This is a genomic window from Streptomyces sp. SLBN-31, from assembly GCF_006715395.1.
Taxonomy (GTDB): Bacteria; Actinomycetota; Actinomycetes; order Streptomycetales; family Streptomycetaceae; genus Streptomyces.
Map to the genome: position 1 here is coordinate 783,137 of NZ_VFNC01000002.1, position 22,329 is coordinate 805,465.

Sequence of the window (22,329 nt, forward strand, 5' to 3'; positions counted from 1 at the left end):
CGCGCCGGGGGCCCGGACCCGTCCCTAGGGTCGAAGTGACGGTGAATCGGATTCACCGTCACTGAAAGGGACCCGCCATGAACATATGCACACGCACCCTGAGCACGGCCGCGCTGGCGCTCGTCGCGACCGTCGGGCCCGCGGCCGCCGTGGCCCACGCGCAGAACAACTTCAATTGCCCTGACTTCGCCTTCCAGGAGGACGCACAGGCCGTGTTCAACAGCGATCCGAGCGACCCCAACCGCCTGGACGCGGACAACGACGGCATCGCCTGCGAGGACCTGCCGCACCGGTCCACGGCCACGGCAACGGCCACCGCTGCCGCCACCGTCGTACCGCAACGGGGTGTCAACGCGGGCCTCGGCGGCAGCACGGGGCCCGCCGACTTCGAGGTGGTCGGCGGAGTCGGCCTCACCGTCCTCGGTGTCGGCCTGGCGGCCGGTCACCTGGTGCTGCGGCGGCGCCGCAGGGCCGCGCTGGGCCGGAGGCACTGAGGCCGTCCGGTGGGTCACCGGTCAAGGAACGCGGCGACCCGCCGCGCGAACCACTCCCCGTCGTCCATCCACGGGTAGTGCCCGGCACCGGGCTGGACGTCGAACTCGGCGTTCGGGAACACGTCGGCGGCGGCGCGCGCGAGGTCCGGGCAAGGCCCTCCGTCGAGGCCGCCGGCGAGGACCAGCACCGGCGCGGTGACCTCGGCGAGGGCGGCGCGGGTGGCGGGCGGGTCGTAGGCGCCGTCGGAGCCGTAGATGTCGTGGGCCTCGTCGTTGAACTCCGCGTCGGAGCGCGCCATGTGCTCGGCGGCGGCCCGGTCCCAGCGGCCGTAGTAGAACGGCGCGAACACGGGGTCGAAGTCGGACCTTCCGGCCAGCCAGTCCTCGAAGGCGGGGAACGCCTCCGCGAACCAGGGCTCACCACTGCGCGCACGGGCCGCCGCCAGCCGCTGCTCCCGGGTCGCCCGCAGGCCCAGTGCCCACGGGATCGCGGTCACCAGGACTAGCCGGGCCACCCGCTGCGGATACCGGGCGGCGTGGAGCATGGCGAGGCTGCCGCCGGCCGAGTGCGCCAGCACGTCCATGCGCTCCAGCCCCAGGTGGACCCGCAACGCCTCCACGTCGTCCACGAGCCGGTCGCAGCGGTACGTCGCCGGGTCCGCCGGCACCGCGGAGTCGCCGGTGCCGCGCAGGTCCAGCAGGATCAGCCGCCGATGCGCGGCGAGTCCGCCCAGGTCACCGAGGTAGGAGGAGGCCTGCATGGGCCCGCCGGGCAGGACGACCAGCGGGGCGCCCTCCCCCCGTGAGTGGTAGGCCAGCTCGGTTCCGTCCGGGGCGGTGAAGGTAGGCATGCCGCCGATCTTCACGGACGGTCCCCGCGGGTCGCAACGGGGTTCCGCGCCCCGCGGTCCCGGTGAGAAATTCCGGGTGGACCCCTTGCCTGCCCGTGGGTGGCCTGAATTACTTGATCCCGAAGAGCTCGACCGAATGATCGGTCGCCCGAATTGATGTGGTCGGTGAGGGAGAAGCCCCCATGGCGGATGGTGCGGAGCTGCTGGACAGCGGGGAACGACTTGACGCGCAGGCGCTGCGGGCGCTGCAGCTGGAGCGGTTGCGGTCCTCGCTGCGGCACGCGTACGAACACGTGCCGTTCTACCGTGAGGCCTTCGCCAAGGCAGGGGTGCGGCCGGAGGACTGCGAGTCCCTGTCCGACCTCGCGCGTTTCCCCTTCACCACCAAGGCCGACCTGCGCGAGAACTACCCGTACGGGATGTTCGCCGTGCCCCAGGACCGCATCCGCCGCATCCACGCCTCCAGCGGGACCACCGGGCGCCCCACGGTCGTGGGCTACACGGACGGCGACCTCTCCGTGTGGGCCGACGTGGTGGCCCGCTCGCTCCGGGCGGCCGGCGGCAGGCCCGGCGACAAGGTCCATGTGGCCTACGGGTACGGGCTGTTCACCGGAGGTCTCGGCGCGCACTACGGCGCCGAGCGGCTCGGCTGTACGGTCATCCCGGCCTCCGGCGGCATGACGGCCCGTCAGGTCCAGCTGATCCGGGACCTGGAGCCGCAGATCATCATGGTGACGCCGTCGTACATGCTCACCCTGCTCGACGAGTTCGAGCGGCAGGGCGTCGATCCGCGCGGTACGTCACTGCGGGTCGGCGTGTTCGGCGCCGAGCCGTGGACGGAGGAGATGCGGCGGGAGATCGAGGAGAGGTTCGCGATCGACGCCGTCGACATATACGGGCTGTCGGAGGTGATGGGTCCCGGGGTGGCGCAGGAGTGCGTGGAGACCAAGGACGGGCTGCACATCTGGGAGGACCACTTCTATCCGGAGGTCGTCGATCCCATCACCGGTGACGTGCTGCCGGACGGCGAGGAGGGCGAGCTGGTGTTCACCTCGCTGACCAAGGAGGCGATGCCCGTCGTGCGGTACCGCACGCGCGATCTGACGCGACTGCTGCCGGGTACGGCCCGGGTGTTCCGGCGGATGGAGAAGGTCACCGGGCGCAGCGACGACATGGTGATCCTGCGCGGGGTGAACCTCTTCCCGACGCAGATCGAGGAGATCGTGCTGCGGACGCCGGGGGTGGCGCCCCACTTCCAGCTGAAGCTGACCCGTGAGGGCCGTATGGACGCCCTCACCGTGCGGGCCGAGGCCCGCGCCGACGCGGGGGCGGAGGTGCGGGAGGCCGCCGCTGCGGCGATCGCCGCGGCCGTCAAGGACGGCATCGGTGTCTCGGTCGCCGTCGAGATCGTCGAACCGGAGTCCCTGGAGCGGTCGGTGGGCAAGATCCGCCGCATCGTGGACCTGCGCCCGCGCGCCTGAGGCCTGCGGCCTGGCGTGAGCGTGGTCGGGGCGCCGGCAAGGCCGGGGACGGACGCGGGCCTGCGGCGGCGCACCCGAAATCCCTGACCGGAGGCGGGCCTGCGTCCGCGCGTCTGAGGCCTGCGGCCAGGCGTGAGTGTGGCTCGGGGCGCCGGCAAGGCCGGGGACGGACGCGGGCCTGCGGCGGCGCACCCGAAAACCCTGATCGGACGCGGGCCCGCGTCCGCACGCCTGACGCCTGCGGCCAGGCGTGAGCGCGGGTCGGGGCGCAGTCAATGCCAGGGGCGGACGTGGGCCTGCGTCCGCACGCCTGAGATCCGGGATCAGGGGCGGGCCTGCGTCCGCGCGCCTGTGACCGCGTCATCGGGCGCGGGCCTGCAGCCGCCCGCCGGCGGCCCCCGGGCAGGCGTGGACCCGCGTCCGCGCGAAACCGAAACCCGTGGTCAGGCGTTCTCCGCCGCCGTGATGGCGAGGGGCGGTGACATGGGGCGGGTGATGCCGGACAGGTCGCGGAAGACCACGCTGTTGCGGTCGGTGACCGAGCGGCCGAGCGCGTGGTGCGGCCACAGCCCGCCGGCCATTCGGCGGCTGCGCTCGCCCCACTCCAGGGCCTCCGCGCCACGCGCCTTGAAGAAGTTCAGGGCGTAGCCGCCGGAGTGGATCCTGAGCAGGCTGAAACCGCCGGGGTACTCCTTGGCGGCGCCGACCTCCTGCAGGGCGACGTGCGGGGCCTGCGGTACGAGGGTGCGCTTGTTGCGGTGGGTGTGGCCGGCGTGATGGAGGAAGACGCCGGGGGTGGTGGCGTAGGCGTCGATGATGGAGCGGGCCTGGCGGCGGCCGAGGCGCTGTCCCGCGCTGACGGGGAAGAGCGAGTCCCGTACGGTCAGCGGATGATGCCCGAAGACCACGGTGGGCTGTTCCCGGTTCTCCCGCAACCGGCTGCGGAACCAGGCCAGTTGCTCGGGGCCGAGCCCGCCCGAGTCGGCGCCGTTGCCCCGCTTCTCGTAGGTGTCCAGGCCGATGATCCGCAGACCGCCCAGCTCGCGGGCGAAGTAGCCGGACTCGTCCGCGCGGCCGAACCCGCGGCGGAAGCCGTCGCCGTCGACGTCCTCCGAGCCGGGCCGGTCGTGGTTGCCGCGGACGACGAAGTAGTCGCGGTCATGGGTGCCGAAGCCGTCGAGGATGCCCCTGGCGCGGGCCAGGTCGGCAGGGCCGCCGCCGGCGGATATGTCGCCCGCGGCCAGCAGCAGGTCCGCTCCGCGCCGCAGGGCCTCCTCCACCAGGGCCCGCGTCATGATCTCCGGGTACGGCGGCAGTCCGGGCTCCTGCGACACCCCGCGCAGCAGGGGGAAGCCGGTCACGAGGCCGGCGACGGTCTCACCGAGGTGCAGGTCGTTGCAGAGGGCGATGGACATCAGGTGGCGGCCGGGCGGCGGCTGCGGCGTGGTGAAGGCGTACGGGCCGCCGAGCGAGCCCAGGCCGTGCAGGGAGGTGCCCGCGGCGTTGCCGCGCACCAGGTGCAGGGTGGTGGGCCGGGCGGCCACGCCCCGGGAGCGGGCCTGGTAGTAGTACGTCTGCCCCGGCTCCAGGCCGGTGAGTTCCACGTGGTGGTGGGCGGTGGGCCCGTCCTCGCCCGCGGTGCGGTTCAGGTGGGACGGGTGGGTGCCGTAGACGACCTCGCCCTCCGTGAGGGCGGGCAGCATGCGGCCGAAGCCGTCGTCGGTGCCGGGGACGCCGGTGTACCACGTGATGACGGCGCGGTCCTCGGTCAGGGTGACCAGTTCCAGATGGACGGCCGCGATCTGGTGCGGGTGCGGGAGGCGTGAGCGGGCGGCGGAGGCGGCCCTGAGCAGGGCCGGAGCGAGCAAGGCTCCCGAGCGCAGCACCTCACAGGGGCCGGGGACTCCGGCGAGGGCGGCGAGAGGAGCGGAGAAGCAGCATCGCATGCTTGTTGGGTGCCCTCCTGCCGTATACATGACTCATGGTAGCGGTGGCAACACCGGATACGGCAGGAGACCGCTTGTGCATCGCGTCACGTGCCGAAGCGGTCCCGCAGGCGCCGTTTGAGGATCTTCCCGCTGGCGTTGCGCGGCAGTTCCGTCACGAACACCACCCGCTTCGGCGCCTTGAACGGGGAGAGTTTCTGGCGGGCGTGCTCGATGAGTTCGGCCTCCGTGACGTCCCGGCGGGGGACGACGATCGCCGTGACGGCCTCGACCCACCGCTCGTCGGGCAGGCCCACCACGGCCACCTCGGCGACGGCGTCGTGCGTGTACAGGGCGTCCTCGACCTGGCGTGAAGCGACCAGTACGCCACCGGAGTTGATGACGTCCTTCACCCGGTCGACGATCGTGTAGTAGCCGTGCGCGTCGCGCACCGCGAGGTCGCCGGAGTGGAACCAGCCGTCGCGGAAGGCCTCGGCGGTCTCCTCGGGCTTGTCCCAGTACCCCTCGCACAACTGCGGGGAGCGGTAGACGATTTCGCCGGGGGTGCCGTCGGGCACTTCCTTGCCGTTCTCGTCGACCACGCGGGCGTCGACGAAGAGGACGGGCCGGCCGCAGGAGTCCATGCGGCCCTTGTGCTCGTCGGGCGCCAGCACGGTGGCGAGGGGGCCGATCTCGCTCTGCCCGAAGCAGTTGTAGAAGCCGAGCTTCGGCAGCCGCTCGCGCAGACGCTCCAGGACGGGCACCGGCATGATCGAGGCGCCGTAGTACGCCTTGCGCAGCCCGTCGAGGTCGCGGGTGGCGAAGTCGGGGCGGTTGGCGAGGCCGATCCACACCGTGGGCGGCGCGAACAGGCTGTCCACGCGGCCGGCCTCGATCAGGTCGAAGAGGCGGTCGCCGTCGGGGGCGTCGAGGATGATGTTCGTGGCGCCGACCGCGAGGTAGGGCAGCAGGAACACGTGCATCTGCGCCGAGTGGTACAGCGGCAGCGAGTGCGCGGGGCGGTCGCCGGCGCTGAGGTCGAGTGCGGTGATCGCGCTCAGGTACTCGTGGACCAGGGCGCGGTGGGTCATCATCGCGCCCTTGGGCAGGGCCGTGGTGCCCGAGGTGTACAGCAGCTGCACGAGGTCCTCGGTGCGCGGCTCCGGGCCGTCGTACGCGGGGGCCGTCGCGAGCCGGGCCAGCAGGGAGTCCTCGGCGTCGCGCAGCGGCAGCGTCCGCACACCGTCGGCGAGCCGCGGCGCCAGGTCGGGGTCGGCGAGGACCAGGGAGCTGCCGGACTGGCCGACGATGTAGGCGAGGTCGTCGCCGGTCAGGTTCTGGTTGACCGGGACGTGCACGAGTCCGGCGCGGGCACAGGCCAGGAAGCCGATCAGGTACGCGTCGCTGTTGTGGCCGTAGGCGCCGACCCGGTCGCCGGGGGCCAGGCCCCGGCCGAGGAGGACGCTCGCCGCGCGCGAGACGGCCTCGTCGAGTTCCTGGTACGTCCACCTGCGGTCGGCGTACTCGATCGCGACCCGCGCCGGGGTGCGCCGGGCGCTGCGCCGCAGCACCCCGTCAACCGTGCTGCCCTGTCCCTGCGTCATGACTCATGATCCTCGGTCCGTGGCCGGGGCGGGTCAAGCACCCGGGCGGGTCACCACCGCGGGCATGCTCAACCACCGCTCCTCTCAAGGATGTTGGGAGACACCATTGCGCACCCGTAGAAGACGACTGGTCGTCGCGGCCGTCGCGTTACTCACCGCCGCGACCGCGTTGCCGGCCACCGCGGCCGAGCGTCCGAGCCGCCAGGAACATCCCTCGCACGGCGGTCTGTCCGCCGTCATCCGCTACACCGAGTACGGAATCCCGCACATCGTGGCCAAGGACTACCCGGACCTGGGCTTCGGCACCGGCTGGGCACAGGCCGCCGACCAGGTGTGCCTGCTCGCCGACGGCTTCACCACCGTGCGCGGCGAGCGCTCACGCTACTTCGGCGCCGACGCGACGACCGACCGTTCGCTGTCGTCGGCGTCCACCAACCTCGCCAGTGACCTGTACTTCCGGGGCGTACGCCGGTCCGGCACCGTGGAGCGGCTGCTCACCCATAGGGCCCCGCTGGGTCCGAGCAAGGACGTGAAGGACCTGATGCGGGGCTTCGCAGCCGGGTACAACGCGTGGCTGGCCCGGAACCGGGTCACCGACCCCGCCTGCGCGGGCGCCGCCTGGCTGCGGCCCGTCACCGCGACGGACGTGGCCGTCCGCTTCTACGCCCTCTCGGTGCTGGCCGGCCAGGGCAGCGCCGTGGACGAGATCACCGGCGCCGAGCCGCCCTCCGGGAGCGCGGCGACGGAACGGGCCGCCGGGGCCGATGCCCTGGTCGGGCTGGTGCGGGACCGGTCGGCGGACATGGGGTCGAACGCGGTCGCCTTCAGCGGCGCGACCACGGCGAACGGCCGGGGCCTGCTGCTGGGCAACCCGCACTACCCATGGCAGGGCGGACGCCGGTTCTGGCAGTCGCAGCAGACCATCCCGGGCCGGCTCGACGTGGCCGGCGGCTCGCTGCTGGGTTCCCCCACCGTCTCCATCGGCTACAACTCCCGCGTGGCGTGGTCCCACACCGTCGCGACCGGTGTCCCGTTCAACCTGACCCGGCTGACCCTGGACCCGGCCGACCCCACCGTCTACCTGGTCGACGGCAGGCCGGAGCGGATGACGAAGCGGACGGTGACCGTGCCCGTCAAGGGCGGTACCTCCGTGACCCGCAGCCAGTGGTGGACGCGGTACGGCCCGGTCGTCGCCGATCCCCAGGGCGATCCGCCGCTGCCCTGGACCGCGACGACGGCGTACGCGCTCAACGACCCGAACGCCGCCAACTTCCGCTTCCCCGACACCTCGCTCGGCTTCGCCCGGGCGCGCTCGACCGCGGGTGTCCTCGCCTCCCTGAAGCGGTACCAAGGGCTTCCCTGGGTGAACACCGTCGCCGCGGACTCCGCCGGGCACTCCCTGTACACCCAGTCACAGGTGCTGCCCCGGATCACCGACGACCTCGCGGCCCGGTGCTCCACGGACCTCGGCAGGATCACCTACCCGCAGGCGGGTCTCGCGGTGCTCGACGGCTCCCGCGGCGACTGCGCGATCGGCAGTGACGCCGACGCCGTACAGCCCGGCATCCTCGGCCCCGCCCGCATGCCCACGCTCAAGGACGCGCCCTACGCCGAGAACTCCAACGACAGCGCGTGGCTGGCCAACGAGGACCGACCGCTCACGGGCTACGAGCGGGTCTTCGGCGACATCGGCACCCCGCGCTCGCTGCGCACCAGGGGCGGCGTCGAGGACGTCGCGGCGATGGCGCGGCGGGGCGGGCTGACCGTCCGGGACCTGCAACGGCAGCAGTTCGCCAACCGGGTGCCGGCGGGTGATCTGGCCGCCGCCGACGCCGCGAAGGCGTGTGCCGCGCTGGCCGGTGGCACGGCGACGGCCGGTGACGGCACGGTGGTCGACGTCTCCGCGGCCTGTCCCGTGCTCGCGGCCTGGGGGCGGACCATGGACACCCACAGCCGGGGAGCGCTGCTCTTCGACCGTTTCTGGCGGAAGCTGACGGCCGCGGTGCCGCCCGGCCGGCTCTGGAAGGTGCCGTTCTCGGCAGCGGACCCGGTCCGCACCCCGAACACGCTGAACACCACTGCGCCGGGCTTCGCCACGGCCCTCGCCGACGCGGTGGCGGAACTACGTGGCAAGGGCACCGCGTTGGACGCCCGGCTCGGCGACCACCAGTACGTCGTCCGGGGTGGCGAGCGCATCCCCGTACCGGGCGGCTCGAACCGGCTCGGTGTGTGGAACGTGATCGAGCCGACGTGGGACGCGGCGAGCGGGGCCTACACGGAGGTGCCGTTCGGGTCCAGCCACATCCAGGCCGTCGGCTGGGACGGCAGCGGCTGCCCGGTGGCCCGCACGCTGCTGACGTACTCCCAGTCGTCGAATGCCGACTCGCCCCACTACAGCGACCAGACGCGGCTGCTGGCCGGTGAGAGGTGGGTGACGGCCCGGTTCTGCGAGAAGGACGTCCTGGCCTCGCCCGCGCTGCGGGTGGTCCGGGTCGGCGAACACCGCTGAGCACCGTACGGCCCCCGTCCCGTGCGGCGTGCGCGGGGTGGGGGCCGATCCGGCTCAGCCACCGCTCGGGGACGTCAGCGGGCGACCGGTGAAGGCGTCCAGGAGGATGCGGTCGCCCAGCGGCCGCTTCAAGGTGACCGTCCTCGGCTCACCGATCATCTCGCTGGTGCAGATGCCGCCCTTGCGCCCGGTGATCGACGCGGACAGCACCACGCTGTCGTCGGACTCCAGGACGCCGACCGCGGGGCCCTCGTCGCAGCCGCCGTGCTGAGTGATCACGGTGAGGGAGCGGCCGTCGCGGGCGACGTTCATCAGCCGCCCCAGGGGCCACAGTTCGTCGCTCGGGACCTTCGCCGCCGGCCGGATCGGCGGGGCGGCCGGGCGCGAGGGGTCGAGGGCCACTCGTTTCAGCGGGGTGTCGTAGCCCTCGATGGTGAACAGCCAGGCCGGGACGGTCGCCGGGCCGCGGCTGGTGAGCAGGGTCGTCTCGCCGAGCCGGGCGTCCGTCACGGTGAGATGCGGTCCGTCGTTGCCGCCGCGGGCCAGGGAGTCGTACGCCTCGCGCGCGCCCGTCAGCGGCAGGGTGAGCGAGCCGCCGTGGGACCACCTCACCCGGCCGGTGCGCGGCGCGACGGTGGGCAGGGTGGTGCGCAGGACGAAGTTCTCGGTGGCGTAGGCGCGTTTGTCGGCGTCGGTGCGGAAGGCGCCGTCGGGCAGTTGCACCACGTCGCCCAGGGGGTAGTAGCCCTTCGTCCAGGCCTCGGCCGCCTCGGAACCGCGCCAGGCTTCGGCGACCGCGCGCGCCCGGGCCTGGGAGGTCCGCTGCGAGCCCGGACCGCCGCCCGCGGCCAACTCGCCGCCGCAGCCTCCGGCCGTGAGCAGGGCGAGTACGGACAGCAGCATGGCTGCGCGAGTGGTGCGCATGGGGTCCCCCGGGGCCGACGGTGACGGTGACGAACGCGGTGCCCCACTACGACGCACGGACGGCGCGCGGCGTTCGATCCCTCCTCCGTCGGCCGGTGCCCGTCACACGGGCCGGGTCCGCCCTTCCCAGTACGGCTCCCTCAGCCGCCGCTTGTACAGCTTGCCGTTGGGGTCGCGGGGCATGTCCGTGATGAAGTCGACGCTCTTGGGCCGCTTGTAGCCGGCGAGCCGCTCGGCGCAGTGCTCCATGATCGAGTCGGCCATTGCGGGGCCCGGCTCGTGTCCCGGCGCAGGTTCGACCACCGCCTTGACCTCCTCGCCCCAGTCGTCGTGCGGGATGCCGAAGACGGCGGCGTCGGCGACGGCGGGGTGGGCCAGGAGCGCGGACTCGATCTCGGCCGGGTAGATGTTGACACCACCCGAGATGATCATGTCGATCTTGCGGTCGCGGAGGAAGAGGTATCCGTCCTCGTCGAGGTAGCCGAGGTCGCCGACGGTGAAGTAGTCGCCGATGCGGTTCTTCCGCGTCTTGGCCTCGTCCTTGTGGTAGGCGAAGCCGCCGGTGGTCATCTTCATGTAGACGGTGCCGAGTTCGCCGGGCGGCAGCCGGTTGCCGTCCTCGTCGAAGACGGCGAGTTCGCTGATGGGCCATGCCTTGCCGACGGTGCCGGGCTTCTTCAGCCAGTCCTCCGCGGTGGCGAAGGCGCCGCCGCCCTCGCTGGCCGCGTAGTACTCCTCGACCGAGTCGCCCCACCAGTCGATCATCGCCCGTTTCACGTGGTCGGGGCAGGGGGCGGCGCCGTGGATGGCGTGCCGCATGGACGAGACGTCGTAGGAGCGGCGGACGTCCTCCGGCAGGGCCAGCAGCCGGTGGAACTGGGTGGGGACCATGTGGGTGTGGGTGCACTTGTGGGTGTCGATGAGGCGCAGCATCTCCTCGGGCGTCCACTTGTCCATCAGGACCAGTCGGTGGCCGATGTGCAGGGACGCGCCCGCGAACTGCAGGACGGCCGTGTGGTAGAGCGGCGAGCACACGAGGTGGACGTTGTCGTCGAACGGCCTGATGCCGAAGATGCCGAGGAATCCGCCGAGGTAGGCCTCCTCGGGTGCCCTGCCGGGCAGTGGGCGGCGGATGCCGCGCGGGCGGCCGGTGGTGCCCGAGGTGTAGTTCATGACCCAGCCGAGCTCGCGGTCGGCGGGCGCCGACTCCGGTTGTCCGTCGAGGAGTTCGGTGTAGGGGCGGAAGCCCTCGACCGCGCCGACGGCGTAGCGGTGGGTGGCCGGCAGGCCGGCCTCGTCGGCGGCGTGCCGGGCGGGGCCGGCGAACCGTTCGTGGGCGATGAGCACCTTGGCGCCCGAGTCGGCGACGATCCAGCCGATCTCCGGGCCGACGAAGTGGTGGTTGACCGGCACGAGATAGAGACCGGCCTGGCTCGCGGCGAGGTAGGCGGTGAGGAACTCGACGCCGTTGGGCAGGACGACCGCGAAGGCGTCCCCGCGCGCGAGTCCCGCGGCGCGCAGGCCGTGCACGAGGCGGTTGGCGGCGGCGTGCAGGCGTCCGGCGGTCCACTCCTCGCCGTCGGGGGCGACAAGGACCTTTCGGTCGGGGTCGGCTGTGGCCTGGGCCCAGAATCCGGCCGGGGGCGTGCTCGTCGTGCTGGTCATTCACCGCTCCTTCCGGCGATGCGGTTGACGCGGTCGACGGCTTTCTCGAAACCGCGGGTGAGGTCGTCGAAGACGGCCCGGACGCTGCGTTCACTGGTCATCCGGCCGACGATCTGGCCGACCGGCGTGCCGAGCAGTGGTTCGACCTCGTACTTCTGGATGCGGGTGAGGGCGTCGGCGACGAGCAGGCCCTGCAGGGGCATGGGGAGGGTGCCGGGTCCGCTCGGGTCGTCCCAGGCGTCGGTCCACTCGGTACGGAGCTGGCGTGCGGGTTTCCCGGTCAGGGCGCGGGAGCGGACGGTGTCGCCGGAGCCGGCGGCCAGCAGTTTGCGGGTCACGGCGGGCGAGGAGAGGTCGGCCTCGGTACAGGTCAGCCAGAGGGAGCCGAGCCACACCCCCTGGGCGCCGAGGGCGAGGGCGGCGGCCACCTGCTGTCCGCTGCCGATGCCTCCGGCGGCGAGGACCGGCAGTGGGTCCACGGCCTCGACGACCTCCGGGGTGAGCACCATGGAGGCGATCTCGCCGGTGTGACCGCCGGCCTCGTAGCCCTGGGCGACGACGATGTCGATGCCGCCCTCCTTGTGCTTGAGGGCGTGCCGGGCGCTGCCCGCGAGGGCGGCGACGAGGACGTCCTGGTCGTGCGCCCGGGAGACCACGTCGGCGGGCGGGGAGCCGAGGGCGTTGGCGAGCAGCCGTATCGGGTAGTCGAAGGCGACGTCGAGCTGACCGCGGGCGACCTGTTCCATCCAGCCGGTGATGCGCCAGCCGGAGGCGTCGCCCTCGGCGAGTTCGGGCACGCCGTACTTGGCGAGGGTGTCCTTGACGTACTGGCGGTGTCCCTCGGGGATCATCGCCTCGACGTCGGCCTCCGTGACGCCTTCGACCTTCTTGGCGGGCATGACGACGTCGAGGCCGTAGGGCTTGCCGTCGACGTGCGCCTCGACCCAGTCGAGGTCGCGCTTGAGGTCGTCCGGGGCGGTGTAGCGGACCGCGCCGAGCACTCCGAAGCCGCCGGCCCGGCTGATGGCCGCGGCGACGGCGGGGAACGGCGTGAAGCCGAAGATGGCGTGCTCGACTCCCAGTTTCTTGCTCAGCTCCGTCTGCATGGGCGCAGGATGCCGCAGTCCTCCGGACGACGGAAGGCCTTTTCTGATGCTCCGTCAGATTTCTTGCCGATGCCCCGCCCTGTTGACACACGGCACCCCTGACATGAAAGTTTCAGTCCGCAAGGTGATCCCGGAAAGATACTTTCAGGCACGGGAGGCTCACCCATGACGGACGACGTGGCGGCCCGGCCGGGACTCTCCCGGCGCCAACTGGCCCGAAGAACCCTCGCCCTGGGCGGCGCCCTGGCCCTCGCCCCGTTCCCCGCCGGTCCCGCGGCCGCGGCCGCCCCCGCCTCGGCCCGCCCCACCTTGCGCCACGGCTCGCCGGAACGCGCCGGTCTGCTCGCCGAGCACCTCGGCCAACTGGTCACGGACGCCGAGGCGTTCCTCGGCCCCTCCCCCAAGCACCCGTGGTACGCGGGCGCCGTCCTGCTGGCCGGGCGCGGCGGGACCGTGGCGCTGCACCGGCCCATCGGCATGGCGGTGCGCTACCGGTCGTACGACGAGAAGACCGACACCGGCGTCGAGTTCCCGGCCGACCAGCAGATCCCCATGGCCGAGGACACCGTCTTCGATCTCGCCTCCGTCTCCAAGCTGTTCACCTCGTTGCTGGCGGTGCGGCGCATGGAGCGGGGCGAACTGGAACTGGAGGCGACCGTCGCCTCCTACGTCCCGGAGTTCGGGGCCGCGGGCAAGCAGGACGTCACCGTCCGCCAACTCCTCACCCACACCTCGGGCTTCCGTGACTGGATTCCCCTGTACAAGGCGCCGACGTACGACGACAGGATCCAACGCGTCTACGACGAGGCACCGATCAACCCGCCCGGCACCAAGTACCTCTACTCCGACCTGAATCTGATCTCCCTCCAGCTGGTCCTGGAGAGGATCACGGGCCGCACCCTGGACGTCCTCCTGCGCGAGGACATCACCGAACCGCTCGGCCTCGAGCGCACCCGCTACAACCCGCCCGCCTCCTGGCGGCCCGCGATCGCGGCCACGGAGGACGAGCGGGCGCCGTGGTCCGGACTGGACCGCGGGCTGGTGTGGGGCGAGGTGCACGACGAGAACGCCTACAGCCTGGGCGGGGTCGCCGGTCACGCCGGGGTGTTCTCGTGCGCCTGGGACCTGGCCGTGCTCGGCCGGACACTGCTCAACGGCGGCGCCTACGGCCGCGCCCGCATCCTGCGCCCGGAGTCCGTGGAGTTGCTGTTCACCGACTTCAACACCGCCTTCCCCGGCCACGAGCACGGCCTCGGCTTCGAGCTCTACCAGCACTGGTACATGGGCGCGATGGCGACCCCGCGCACCGCGGGCCACACCGGCTTCACCGGCACCTCGCTGGTCCTGGACCCGTCGACCGACTCCTTTCTCGTCGTGCTCGGCAACTCGGTCCATCCGGTGCGCACGTGGCGCTCCGGTTCCGCTCCCCGGGTCGCCGCCGGCAACCACCTGGCGCGGGCCGTACCCGTCCGCCCCGTGCGCGGACGTACCGCCTGGTTCTCCGGCATGGCGAACGCCACGACGGCCACGCTCACCCTGCCCGCCCTCGACACCCGGCCGGGCGGCGCGCGGCTCGGCGCCGCACTGTGGTGGGACACCGAACCCGACGCGGACGCAATGACGTTGGAGACCACGGAGGACGGCGGCGCCACCTGGCAGCCCCTGCCCTTCACCACCACCCGCCACGGCGAGCAGGCGCGGCAGCACCCGTCGGGTTCGGTCACGGGCTGGTCGGGCCGCGTCTGGCACCGCCTGACGGCCGAACTTCCGACGGCAGCTCAACTCGCCGTGCGCTGGCGGTACTCGACGGACAAGCTGTACGTGGGGCGGGGTGCGTACGTCGACGCGATCCGGGTCCGGGCGGGCGACGACGTGCTCTTCGACGAGGCCCGTCCGGCCGACTCGGCACGAATCACGGCCGTGGGCTGGACCGCCTCGGCGGACTGGGCAGACGGAAAAGCCATGATCGGTCGGGGCGGTGTTGGCTAGGGTGCGGCCCATGAACCGACGGCGGCAGAAGAAGCTCACCAACCGGCTCTTCGAGGCGGTCCTGGGGGACGATGCCGTCGGGGTGGCTGTGCTTCTGCGGGCCGGAGCCGATCCGGGACGAGCCGACCGGGAGGGCACCACCCCGCTGTACGAGGCGGCCGTCAACGGCCGGACCGCGATCGTCCGGCTGCTCCTGGCGGCCGGCGCCCCGCCCGACGCCGAGAGCAGCGGGACCGGCGCGGAGGGCACACCGCTGTGCGCCGCCGCCTGCTGGGGACACACCGACGTGGTACGGGAGTTGCTGGCGCACGGCGCCGATCCGTCCCTGCGCGAGGACCACGGCACGGGCTGGTCCCCGCTGCGGTGGGCGGAGAACGGTCCCCACCCCGGCACCGCCGAACTCCTCACCGCGGCCGGTGCGGGCTGACACGTCAGCCGCGGCGGCGCAGGGCCGCGTCCAGCAGCGCGGGCGGCGCGTCGAACTTCTCGTGGGCGGCGAGGTCGGTGCCGGGCGCGACGATCGCGTCGATCGCGTCGAGCACGTCGGCGGAGAGCACCGTGTCGGCCGCGGCGAGCTGGCTGCGCAGGTGGTCGAGGGTGCGCGGGCCGATGAGCGCGGCGGTGACGGCGGGGTGTGCGGTCACGAACCCGAGGGCGAGCTGGATCAGGGTCAGGCCGGCCTCGTCGGCGACCTTGGCGAGCCGCTCCACGGCGTCGAGCCGGGCCCGGTTGTACGGCAGGCTCAGGTCGAAGCGTTCCGGCATGAACGCCGAGCGGTTGGTGGTGACTTCAGCGCCCTCGCGGACGGCGCCCGTCAGCCAGCCGGAGGCGAGCGGGCTCCACACCAGCACGCCGAGCCCGTACTCCTCGACGACGGGCAGGACATGGGCCTCGACTCCGCGCTGCAGGATCGAGTAGCTGGGCTGTTCGGTGACGTAGCGGCCCAGGCGGTGCTCGCGGGCGGCCCACTGGGCCTGCACGATGCGGTGGGCGGGGAAGGTCGAGGAGCCGAAGTAGCGGATCTTCCCGGCCCGTTGGAGGTCGGTGAGGGCCGACAGCGTCTCCTCGTCACTGGTGGTCGGGTCCCAGCGGTGGATCTGGTAGAGGTCCACGTGGTCGACGCCGAGCCGACGCAGGCTGTCGTCCAGCGCCGTGACCAGCCAGCGGCGTGAACTGCCGCGGTGGTTGCGCTCGTCGCCCATCGGCATGGTCGCCTTGGTGGCCAGGATGATGTCGTCGCGGCGGCCGGCGATGGCCTTGCCGACCATCTCCTCCGATCCGCCGGCGCTGTACATGTCGGCGGTGTCGATGAGGTTGACGCCCGCCTCCAGGGCGGCGTCGACGATGGCGGTGGCCTCGTCCTGGGTGGTCTTCCCGATGGCGCCGAAGTTCATCGCGCCGAGCGCGAGCGTACTGACCTGCACGCCGGTGCGGCCCAAGGTGCGGTACTGCATGTCCGTGTCTCCTCATGGCATGGCTGGTTACCGGGTCCCCGCTCTGCCAGAATGGGCAAACCGGAACCTCGTTCCGGAATGACGATACGGAACCGCGTTCCGTTTTTGCAAGCGATGGTGGAGGGAAGAGCGCTGTGAAGGACGGCGACAGCGACGAGACGGGCGGGCGCGGTGCTCCGTCCCGGCGTAAGGACGCCCGGCGCAACAAGGAGACGCTGCTGGAGGCGGCCGCCGCGGTCTTCGTCACCAAGGGCGTGGACGCGCCGGTGCGGGACATCGCGGCCGAGGCGGGTGTCGGGCTCGGCACGCTGTACCGCCACTTCCCCACCCGGGCCGACCTGATCATCGGCGTGTACCGGCACCAGGTCGAGGCCTGTGCCGAGGCCGGCCCGGCCCTCCTGGCGAGCAGCGGGAGCCCCTACACCGCGCTGGCACTCTGGGTCGACCGGTTCGTCGACTTCCTGGTCACCAAGCACGGGCTGGCCGGTGTCCTGCAGTCCGACAGCGCCGGGTTCGAGACGCTGCACGCCTACTTCCTGGACCGCCTGCTGCCGGTGTGCGAACAGCTGCTGACCGCGGCGGAGGCCGCCGACGAGATCCGCCCCGGTCTGACGGCCTACGAACTCATGCGCGGCGTCGGCAACCTGTGCGCCGGCACGGAGAGCGACCCCGACTACGACGCGCGCCGCCTGGTCGAACTCCTGGTCGCGGGACTGCGCGCGACGCCGTCCTAGCCTGTCGCCCGGCCCGTGAGGACCGGCTGGTAGAAGCCGGTGGCGTCCGGCGTGCGCCAGTCGAGGCCGGTGAACCCCGCCGCGCTCGCGGCCTCCATCAGCTGCTCCCGGGACAGCGCCCGCGAGGCGGCCTGCCGGACGCGGACCTCCCAGCCCTCCCCCTGCGTCAGGAGCTGGAAGTACTCCTGGTCGTAGTGCTCGCCGTCGGCGTGCCAGTGCCAGAGCTGGAAGGTGATCGTCCGGCCGTCGGAGCCGTACGACACCTGGGGCGGAGTCGACGCGGGGCGGGTGCGCCGGAGGTCGTCGTAGTCCCGGAGGGTGAGCACGAGCAGCCCGTCGTCGCGCAGCATCCGCCGCATCTCACCGAGCGCCAGGGCCGTGTCCTGAAGGGTCAGCAGGTGGGCGATCGAGTTGTCGGCGCAGACGACCGCGTCGAAGGCGCCGGGCCGGAAGGGGAGTCGGCGCATGTCGGCCGCCACGACCGGTAGCCCTATGCCGCGGGCCGCGGCTTCGGCGGCGGCCCGTGCGACGGCGACGGGACTCAGGTCGCTGCCGACGACGCGGTGCCCGGCCCGGGCCAGCCCGATCGCCTGGGTGCCGATTCCGCAGGCGCAGTCCAGCAACCGGTGCGGCCCCGGACCGAGTTCGCTCCGGAGCAGGCCGTCCAGGGCTCCGGCCTGACGGGCGATGCTCGCCTCCCAGTCAGGGAAGATCCGGTGGTAGTCCGGGGCCAGCGAGTCGTAGAAGTCCCCGGCCGAGGAGGTCACTCGCCGGTCGCCTCCAGTGCTGCCATCGCCGCGTTGTGGCCCGGGACGCCGCTCACGCCGCCGCCGCGGATCGCGCCCGCGCCGCAGAGCAGGACGTTGTCGTGGCCGGTCTCCACGCCCCAGCGCCCGGTGCCTTCCTCGGTGGTGTGGGGCCAGGACAGGGCGCGGTGGAAGATGTTGCCGCCGGGCAGGCGCAGGTCGCGCTCCAGGTCCAGGGGCGTCTTCGCCTCGATGCAGGGGCGGCCGTCCGCGTCGACGGCCAGGCAGTCGGCGAGCGGTTCGGCGAGGTGGGCGTCGAGCTGGGCGAGGGTCGACTTGAGGAGTTCCTCGCGTACGGAGTCGTTGTCCCGCTCGAAGAGCCGGGCCGGTGTGTGCAGGCCGAACAGGGTGAGCGTCTGGTAGCCCTGCTCGGCCAGGTCCGCACCGAGGATCGTGGGGTCGGTCAGGGAGTGGCAGTAGATCTCCGAGGGCGGCGCGGTGGGCAGCCGGCCCTCGGCGGCCTGGGCGTGGGCGGTGGCCAGCTGCTCGTAGCCCTCGGCGATGTGGAAGGTGCCGGAGAACGCCTCGCGCGGGTCGACGGAGTCGTCGCGCAGCCTGGGCAGCCTCTTGAGCAGCATGTTCACCTTGAGCTGGGCGCCCTCGGCGGGGGCGGGCGGCGCGTCGCCGGTCAGCTCGGCCAGGGCCTGTGGGGAGGCGTTGACCAGCACGTGCCGGGCGGCGGCGACGGCCTCGCCGTCCGCCGAGCGGTACGTCACCTCGGCGGCTCGTCCGTCCGTGTCGATCCGTACCGCCTCGTGCCCGGTGGCGATGACCGCGCCCGCCTCCCGGGCCGCCCTGGCGAGGGCGTCGGTCAGCGCGCCCATGCCGCCGACGGGGACGTCCCACGCGCCCGTGCCGCCGCCGATGACGTGGTAGAGGAAGCAGCGGTTCTGGGCCAGCGATGGGTCGTGGGCGTCGGCGAAGGTGCCGATGAGGGCGTCGGTGAGGACCACGCCCCGCACGAGGTCGTCGGCGAAGCGGTCCTCGACGGCGACGCCGATCGGCTCCTCGAACACGGTGCGCCAGGCCTCCTCGTCGTCGATGCGGCGGCGCAGCTCCTCCCGGGTGGGCAACGGCTCGGTGAGGGTCGGGAAGACCCGCTCGGCGACGCGGCCGGTCATGCCGTAGAAGCGCTGCCAGGCCTCGTACTCGCGGTCGGAACCCGTGAGCCGGGCGAAGGCCTCCCGGGTGCGCTTCTCGCCGCCGCCGACCAGCAGTCCGGTGGCCCGGCCGGCGCGTTCCACGGGGGTGTAGGACGAGATGGTGCGGGCGCGGACGCGGAAGTCGAGGCCGAGGTCGCGCACGATCTTCTTCGGCAGCAGGCTGACCAGGTACGAGTAGCGCGACAGCCGTGCGTCCACGCCGGCGAACGGCCGGGTGGAGACGGCGGCGCCGCCGGTGTGGCCGAGGCGCTCCAGCACCAGCACGGATCGTCCGGCCCGGGCCAGGTAGGCGGCGGCGACCAGGCCGTTGTGGCCGGCGCCCACGACGACGGCGTCGTAGCTGCGGTGTGCCTCGTGTGCGGTCATGGTTCTTGGTAACACGCGTTGATCCGGATCGGCCAGAGAGCGATGCCGACCGGTGAGCAGCCACGCGGTCTCCTCGACCGGCGATGCGAACCACCGCCGTCGATCCGGAACCGGCGTGGTCACTGCCCGCCGGGTGCCCGCTGCTGCCGGCGCAGCACCGCGACCCTGCGGTACAGCTCGACCGCCTCCGCGCCGCGGCCGAGCTGCTCCAGGCAGTGGGCCTCGTCGTTGCGGCCGGCGAGGGTGTCCGGGTGCTCGGGTCCCAGCACGCGCTCGCGGGCGGCGGCCACCCGCCGGTACTCGGTCAGGGCGTCGGCCCAGCGGCCCAGCCAGCCCAGGCCCACGGCGACCTCGCGGCGGCTGACGAGGGTGTCGGGGTGCTCGGGGCCGAGCACGCGCTCGCGGATGGCGCAGACGTCGCGGGACTCGGCCAGTGCCTCCTCCCAGCGGCCCAGCCGGCCGAGGTTGACGCCGAGGCCGTGCCGGGCGCGCAGGGTCTCGGGATGGTTGGCTCCCTGGACCCGGGTGCGGTCGTCGATCAGGGCACGGTAAAGGGCGAGCGCGTCCTCGCTGCGGCCGAGGCGGCCGAGGCTGATGCCGACCTCGTAGCGGGCGGCGAGCGTGTCGGGATGGTCGGGGCCGAGGGCGCGGGAGCGGGCCTCGGCGACCTCGAGGTAGGTCTGCAGCGCCTCCTGCCAGCGGCCCAGCTGACCCAGCGCGTAGGCGACCTCGTACCGGGTGACCAGGGTGTCGGGGTGCTCGGGCCCCAGGACGCGGGCGCGGGCGGCGGCCACGTCGCGGGCCATGTGGTAGGAGTCCTCGGGGCGGCCGAGCCTGCTGAGGTTGAAGGCGAGGTTGTGGCGGCAGCGCAGGGTGTCGGGGTGGTCGGCGCCCATGCCGCGCTCGCGGGCGGCGAGTACGGCGGTGTACACCTGGTGCGCGTCGAAGTGGCGGCCCAACTGGCCCAGCACGTAGGCCATTTCCTGGCGGGCGGCCAGGGTGTCGGGGTGGTCGGCGCCCAGGGCCCGCGTTCTCGCGGCGGCCACGAACTTGTACTCCCGCAGGGCGTCGGCGGCGTGGCCGGTGCGGCTGAGGGTGAAGGCGACCTCGTAGCGGCTGGCGAGGGTGTCGGGGTGGTCGGGGCCGAGCAGCCGTGCGCGTTCGGCGGCCACGGCGCGGTGCACCTCCCCGGCCTCCGTCCAGCGTCCCGACCGGGCCAGGGCGAGCCCGGCGTTGTGCCGTCCGGCCAGGGCGGAGAGTGTCTGCGGGGAGGGCTCCGGCGCACTCTCGCCAGGCCGCGCCGTGACGGGGCGCGGGATCCACTCGCCGGTCAGCCCGGCGGCGGCGTCCGGCGGGGTGGCGTCCGCTCCGGCGCCGGTGGCCTTGGGACCCCTGGTCATGCCGCGGGTCCAGGACGGCAGGCGGGGCGTGCCCGCGGGCCGCTGCCCGGGCGGGTGGAGGACCGGCCGCGGGGTCACGACGGTCGGCACGTACGCCGGTGTCGTACGCCCCAGACCGAGACGGCGGCCCAGCTCCTGGGCGTCCGGCGGGCGTTGCTCCGGACGCTTGGCCAGCAGGTCCAGGATGATCCTCTCGAGGTATTCGGGCAGGTCGGCGCGGTGGCTGCGGGGCGGCCGGGGCGGGGTGTCGCGGTGGCCGACGAGGATGGCCCAGGGGTCGTCGAGGTCGAAGGGCGGGACTCCGGTGGCGATCTCGTACAGGACGCAGCCCAGCGAGTACAGGTCGCTGCGCTGGTCCACCTCGGAGCCGCCGATCTGCTCGGGGGACATGTAGTGCGGGGTGCCCATCGCGACGCCGGTGCCGGTGAGCCGGGAGGTGAAGCCGATGTCGTGGCCGAGCCGGGCGATGCCGAAGTCGCATATCTTCACCGCGCCGTCGGTGAGCCGCACGATGTTGGCGGGCTTCAGGTCGCGGTGCACGATGCCCTGCTTGTGGGTGTAGGCGAGGGCGGAGGCGACCTGGTCGGCGATGTCGACGACGTCGGCGACGGGCAGCGGGTGGTGCTTGTTGTCCTCCAGCAGCTGGCTGAGGTTGCGGCCCTCGAGAAGTTCCATCACCAGGAAGAGGATGCCGTCGGTCTCGCCGAAGTCGTGCACGACGGTCACCCCGCGGTGCTGGAGGGCGGCGGCCACCCTGGCCTCGCGACGGAACCGCTCCCGCAGCACTCTGGTGAAGGCCTGGTCGTGGTGGGGTCCGAGGGGCTTGAGGCACTTCACGGCGACGTGCCGGCCGAGCGACTCGTCCCGGGCCCGCCACACCTCGCCCATACCGCCCCGCCCGATCAGGTCGAGCAGCCGGTACCGGCCCTGGATCAGCCTGCTGTCCCCCATCGTCCGCGACCGCCCCCGTACCTCTTCGCCCCGCCCACCCCTGGCTCGTCCAGTATGGCGACCTATCGTCCGAGTTTGTACGGTGCCGGGCGGGACCCGGGGCCGAGCCGGTCCATGGCCCGCAGGATGTGTTTGGGCGGCAGTTGCCAGCGCACGCGTGCGGGGACGCAGCGCAGCAGGTTGCCCGTGGCGCGCAGGCGCAGGGTGACGGTCGCCGGTTTCGGCGCCGGTCTGCCGTACAGCTCGTGGGCGTACGGCGGCAGGGCGGCGTAGGCCAGTTGTGCCACGCGCCGCCACAGCACCTCGCGCGCCGGGACCAGGAGGGGATGCGTCGGCGGGCGGAGCAGGAAGTCGTCCACCTCGCGTGCCTCGGGTCCGACGGCGAGTTCGGGGCGGACCTTGTCGAAGTAGGCGTTCATCTCCGCCTGGTTCGCGGGTACGGCGTCCGGGTCGAGGCCCACCAGGCGGGCGCTGACGCGGTGTTCGCCGATGTAGCGGTCGGCCTCGGCGTCGGTGAGGCGGAAGCCGGAGCGGCGCACGACCTGCAGATAGGAGTCGATCTCGGCGCAGTGCACCCACAGCAGCAGCTCTGGTTCGTCGACGCCGTACCGCTCCCCGGTGCCGGGGTCGACGGCCGACAGCATCCGGTGGATCTTGCGGACCCGGGCGCCCGCCCGCTCGGCGGCCTCCGTGGTGCCGTAGGTCGTGGTGCCCACGAAGTCGGCGGTCCGCATCAGCCGCCCCCAGGCGTCATTGCGGAAGTCGGAGTTCTGCATGACTCCGCGCACCGCGCGTGGATGCAGGGCCTGGAGGTAGAGCGCGCGGATGCCGGCGACCCACATCATCGGGTCGCCGTGCATCTGCCAGGTCACGGAGTTCGGCGTGAACAGCCCGGGATCACCCATGC

Annotated in this window: 17 protein-coding genes; 6 read left to right on the top strand and 11 right to left on the bottom strand. The window is 72.9% G+C overall.

What is annotated here, in order from left to right:
- The first annotated feature begins 77 nt into the window (after nt 1-77).
- Nucleotides 78-494, top strand: coding sequence for an excalibur calcium-binding domain-containing protein (locus tag FBY22_RS23545; RefSeq protein WP_142149042.1), 417 nt, complete (start codon nt 78-80; stop codon nt 492-494).
- A 14-nt stretch (nt 495-508) separates the two neighbouring features.
- Here FBY22_RS23545 and FBY22_RS23550 read toward each other — a convergent pair whose 3' ends face one another.
- Nucleotides 509-1,345, bottom strand: coding sequence for an alpha/beta fold hydrolase (locus tag FBY22_RS23550; protein ID WP_142149044.1), 837 nt, complete (start codon nt 1,343-1,345; stop codon nt 509-511).
- 182 nt (nt 1,346-1,527) lie between these two features.
- Between FBY22_RS23550 and paaK the strand changes: the two genes are divergently transcribed.
- On the top strand, nt 1,528-2,826 hold the full coding sequence (paaK, locus tag FBY22_RS23555; protein ID WP_142149045.1) for a phenylacetate--CoA ligase PaaK: 1,299 nt from the start codon (nt 1,528-1,530) through the stop codon (nt 2,824-2,826).
- Nucleotides 2,827-3,269: 443 nt separating this feature from the next.
- Here the strand turns inward: paaK and FBY22_RS23560 are convergent, their stop codons facing one another.
- Nucleotides 3,270-4,772, bottom strand: coding sequence for a metallophosphoesterase family protein (locus tag FBY22_RS23560; RefSeq protein WP_142149047.1), 1,503 nt, complete (start codon nt 4,770-4,772; stop codon nt 3,270-3,272).
- Between the two features lie 86 nt (nt 4,773-4,858).
- Nucleotides 4,859-6,355 (bottom strand): acyl-CoA synthetase, encoded by a 1,497-nt coding sequence (locus tag FBY22_RS23565; protein WP_142149049.1) that lies wholly within the window; start codon nt 6,353-6,355, stop codon nt 4,859-4,861.
- 106 nt (nt 6,356-6,461) lie between these two features.
- Between FBY22_RS23565 and FBY22_RS23570 the strand changes: the two genes are divergently transcribed.
- Entirely contained in the window at nt 6,462-8,864 is a 2,403-nt protein-coding gene (locus FBY22_RS23570; protein WP_142149051.1) for a penicillin acylase family protein, read from the top strand.
- A 54-nt stretch (nt 8,865-8,918) separates the two neighbouring features.
- On the opposite strand, the gene FBY22_RS23575 is transcribed toward FBY22_RS23570, so the two are convergent.
- From FBY22_RS23575 to FBY22_RS23585, 3 genes are all read right to left on the bottom strand, one after another.
- Nucleotides 8,919-9,788 (bottom strand): hypothetical protein, encoded by an 870-nt coding sequence (locus FBY22_RS23575; protein ID WP_142149053.1) that lies wholly within the window; start codon nt 9,786-9,788, stop codon nt 8,919-8,921.
- A 102-nt stretch (nt 9,789-9,890) separates the two neighbouring features.
- A complete protein-coding gene (locus FBY22_RS23580) occupies nt 9,891-11,453 on the bottom strand; it encodes an acyl-CoA synthetase (RefSeq protein WP_142149054.1) in 1,563 nt (520 codons plus the stop codon).
- On the bottom strand, nt 11,450-12,559 hold the full coding sequence (locus FBY22_RS23585; RefSeq protein ID WP_142149057.1) for a nitronate monooxygenase family protein: 1,110 nt from the start codon (nt 12,557-12,559) through the stop codon (nt 11,450-11,452). Before FBY22_RS23585 ends, FBY22_RS23580 begins: the two co-directional genes overlap by 4 nt.
- 165 nt (nt 12,560-12,724) lie before the next feature.
- Between FBY22_RS23585 and FBY22_RS23590 the strand changes: the two genes are divergently transcribed.
- Together FBY22_RS23590 and FBY22_RS23595 are read left to right on the top strand one after the other, a co-directional pair.
- Complete coding sequence (locus FBY22_RS23590) at nt 12,725-14,548, top strand: serine hydrolase domain-containing protein (protein WP_142149059.1); 1,824 nt, start codon at nt 12,725-12,727, stop codon at nt 14,546-14,548.
- 10 nt (nt 14,549-14,558) lie between these two features.
- Complete coding sequence (locus FBY22_RS23595; RefSeq protein WP_142149061.1) at nt 14,559-14,975, top strand: ankyrin repeat domain-containing protein; 417 nt, start codon at nt 14,559-14,561, stop codon at nt 14,973-14,975.
- Nucleotides 14,976-14,979: 4 nt separating this feature from the next.
- On the opposite strand, the gene FBY22_RS23600 is transcribed toward FBY22_RS23595, so the two are convergent.
- The gene (locus tag FBY22_RS23600; protein WP_142149063.1) at nt 14,980-16,002 is read right to left on the bottom strand and encodes an aldo/keto reductase; all 1,023 of its coding nucleotides are present in this window, start codon (nt 16,000-16,002) and stop codon (nt 14,980-14,982) included.
- Between the two features lie 134 nt (nt 16,003-16,136).
- On the opposite strand from FBY22_RS23600, the gene FBY22_RS23605 reads away from it, so the two are divergent.
- Entirely contained in the window at nt 16,137-16,736 is a 600-nt protein-coding gene (locus tag FBY22_RS23605) for a TetR/AcrR family transcriptional regulator (protein WP_260845086.1), read from the top strand.
- Here the strand turns inward: FBY22_RS23605 and FBY22_RS23610 are convergent.
- From FBY22_RS23610 to FBY22_RS23625, 4 genes are all read right to left on the bottom strand, one after another.
- Nucleotides 16,733-17,503: a class I SAM-dependent methyltransferase gene (locus FBY22_RS23610; protein WP_142149067.1), complete on the bottom strand. Its 771-nt coding sequence runs from the start codon at nt 17,501-17,503 to the stop codon at nt 16,733-16,735. The two genes, FBY22_RS23605 and FBY22_RS23610, sit on opposite strands and share 4 nt — an antisense overlap.
- Nucleotides 17,500-19,071: an NAD(P)/FAD-dependent oxidoreductase gene (locus FBY22_RS23615; protein WP_174267248.1), complete on the bottom strand. Its 1,572-nt coding sequence runs from the start codon at nt 19,069-19,071 to the stop codon at nt 17,500-17,502. The genes FBY22_RS23610 and FBY22_RS23615 overlap by 4 nt, the downstream gene beginning before the upstream one ends.
- A 119-nt stretch (nt 19,072-19,190) precedes the next feature.
- The gene (locus tag FBY22_RS23620) at nt 19,191-21,422 is read right to left on the bottom strand and encodes a serine/threonine-protein kinase (RefSeq protein WP_142149069.1); all 2,232 of its coding nucleotides are present in this window, start codon (nt 21,420-21,422) and stop codon (nt 19,191-19,193) included.
- A gap of 62 nt (nt 21,423-21,484) precedes the next feature.
- Entirely contained in the window at nt 21,485-22,327 is an 843-nt protein-coding gene (locus tag FBY22_RS23625) for an oxygenase MpaB family protein (RefSeq protein WP_174267249.1), read from the bottom strand.
- Nucleotides 22,328-22,329: the final 2 nt, after the last annotated feature.

Coding starts and splice junctions, on each gene's coding strand:
- FBY22_RS23600 (WP_142149063.1), bottom strand. CDS start 16,002: ATGCAGTACCGCACCTTGGGCCGCACCGGCGTGCAGGTCAGTACGCTC.
- FBY22_RS23595 (WP_142149061.1), top strand. CDS start 14,559: ATGAACCGACGGCGGCAGAAGAAGCTCACCAACCGGCTCTTCGAGGCG.
- FBY22_RS23575 (WP_142149053.1), bottom strand. CDS start 9,788: ATGCGCACCACTCGCGCAGCCATGCTGCTGTCCGTACTCGCCCTGCTC.
- FBY22_RS23560 (WP_142149047.1), bottom strand. CDS start 4,772: ATGCGATGCTGCTTCTCCGCTCCTCTCGCCGCCCTCGCCGGAGTCCCC.
- FBY22_RS23545 (WP_142149042.1), top strand. CDS start 78: ATGAACATATGCACACGCACCCTGAGCACGGCCGCGCTGGCGCTCGTC.
- FBY22_RS23625 (WP_174267249.1), bottom strand. CDS start 22,327: ATGGGTGATCCCGGGCTGTTCACGCCGAACTCCGTGACCTGGCAGATG.
- FBY22_RS23565 (WP_142149049.1), bottom strand. CDS start 6,355: ATGACGCAGGGACAGGGCAGCACGGTTGACGGGGTGCTGCGGCGCAGC.
- paaK (WP_142149045.1), top strand. CDS start 1,528: ATGGCGGATGGTGCGGAGCTGCTGGACAGCGGGGAACGACTTGACGCG.
- FBY22_RS23615 (WP_174267248.1), bottom strand. CDS start 19,071: ATGACCGCACACGAGGCACACCGCAGCTACGACGCCGTCGTCGTGGGC.
- FBY22_RS23550 (WP_142149044.1), bottom strand. CDS start 1,345: ATGCCTACCTTCACCGCCCCGGACGGAACCGAGCTGGCCTACCACTCA.
- FBY22_RS23580 (WP_142149054.1), bottom strand. CDS start 11,453: ATGACCAGCACGACGAGCACGCCCCCGGCCGGATTCTGGGCCCAGGCC.
- FBY22_RS23590 (WP_142149059.1), top strand. CDS start 12,725: ATGACGGACGACGTGGCGGCCCGGCCGGGACTCTCCCGGCGCCAACTG.
- FBY22_RS23585 (WP_142149057.1), bottom strand. CDS start 12,559: ATGCAGACGGAGCTGAGCAAGAAACTGGGAGTCGAGCACGCCATCTTC.
- FBY22_RS23620 (WP_142149069.1), bottom strand. CDS start 21,422: ATGGGGGACAGCAGGCTGATCCAGGGCCGGTACCGGCTGCTCGACCTG.